General features: G+C 76.2%; 1 protein-coding gene and 1 pseudogene. Both read left to right on the plus strand.

Annotation, left to right across the window (positions count from 1 at the left end):
* The first annotated feature begins 113 nt into the window (after positions 1 to 113).
* On the plus strand, positions 114 to 365 hold the full coding sequence (locus ACJA3G_RS36915; RefSeq protein WP_406557380.1) for a helix-turn-helix domain-containing protein: 252 nt from the start codon (positions 114 to 116) through the stop codon (positions 363 to 365).
* 408 nt (positions 366 to 773) lie between these two features.
* Positions 774 to 1,435, plus strand: a pseudogene (locus ACJA3G_RS36920) (hypothetical protein); the annotation flags it as partial.

Below are 1,435 nucleotides of genomic sequence, written 5' to 3' on the forward strand. Positions count from 1 at the left end.
GCTGAGGGGGCGGTGGGCGGCTGAGCCGGGCGTGGTGGTCCCCGGCGGCCCGTACGGGTCCGCTTCGGCCCGTGCCGGGCGCGGGCCGGCCCGCTCCGGATAGACTCGGGGTCATGGTCCGCACCCCTCTCACCCCCGAAGAGCGCGAACGTGGCGAGCGGCTGGGCAGGTTGCTGCGGGCCGCCCGGGGCGGGCGCAGCATGAGTGAGGTCGCCGCGGCGGCCGGGCTCTCGGCCGAGACCCTGCGGAAGATCGAGACCGGGCGGGCCCCGACACCCGCTTTCTTCACCGTGGCCGCGCTGGCGGGCGTGCTCGGGCTGTCGCTCGACGAGGTCGCCGGAAGTTGCAGCCTGCTGCCCGCATGAGCGGGTCTCGCGGGGGCGGGCTGTCCTGCCGCGGGTGATTCCTCACTGTTCGCGCTGTTCTGTGCGTGCCTGGGTGGGCCGGGTTCGCTGAACCCCGGAGCGGGCCCGGGCGGATGGATCTGAGACAACTCCGGCGGATTGCTCCGGCGCGGGTGACCTTCGAAGGTGCTGGGCGAGCCCGCGCGGTTCACCGGCGTACGCCGCCGCACCACCAGCCCCCGCCGTGGTCCCCCGGGGCGCGCGGCGGCGCTTCGCGGGGGCGCGCGGCCTCTGTCATCACCTCGCCGTTCGGCGTACGGCCACACCCCGGTATCGCGGTGAAGACCTCGGCGTAACACGGGCGCAATACCGCGGGTATCGAATGCCCGAGGACCGTGGGGGTTCAGTCGACGGTTGGGGGATTGCGCGATGACGGTCAATCAACTCCCGGTGGACATAGGGACGTTCGTACGGTACCTGGGCCGGCTGGCGGCCCTGCTCGACCGGCACGGGGGCTGGTACGCGGTCTTCCGGCAGCGCGACCCCGGCGGCCTGGCGGCCTGCTTCGAGGGCCGTGCGATCCCGCCGTGGGACGTGGTCGAATCGCTGCTCCAGGACCTCGCGCCGACGCACGGCCCGGAGGCGGTGGCCCGCGAGACGGTACGGGCGCGGGCCCTGCACACCGCGGCCACGGCGGCGTACGACACCCGCCCGGGCGGGCGCGAGGCCCTGCGCGAACAGCTCACCGTGATGCTGCGCGAGCAGACGCGTGCGGCGGACCGTCTCCCGGGCGCCGCCCCCAACGAGCTGGCCTGGATCCAGGACGACCTGGCCCGGGCCACCGCCCGCTGTGCCGAACTGCGCGCCCGTATCGCCGCGTTGGGGCCGGAGGTGCCGAGGGGCTGGTTCGGCGAGCGGGCGGTGGCCCGCTCCAGGGGTGAGGGCGCCCCCGTGGCCCCCGCGGCGCCGGACGCTCCCGAGCAGGCCCCTCGCGTACCCGCCGCCCGGCCCGCCGTGCGGCGCCCCTCGCGCGGCGCCCGGTTCGCCGGGATCGAGGCCGGCGGCGGGTACGCGAGGGGCCTGCTCGGGAG

This window comes from Streptomyces sp. YS-3 (assembly GCF_045257485.1).
Lineage (GTDB): Bacteria > Actinomycetota > Actinomycetes > Streptomycetales > Streptomycetaceae > Streptomyces.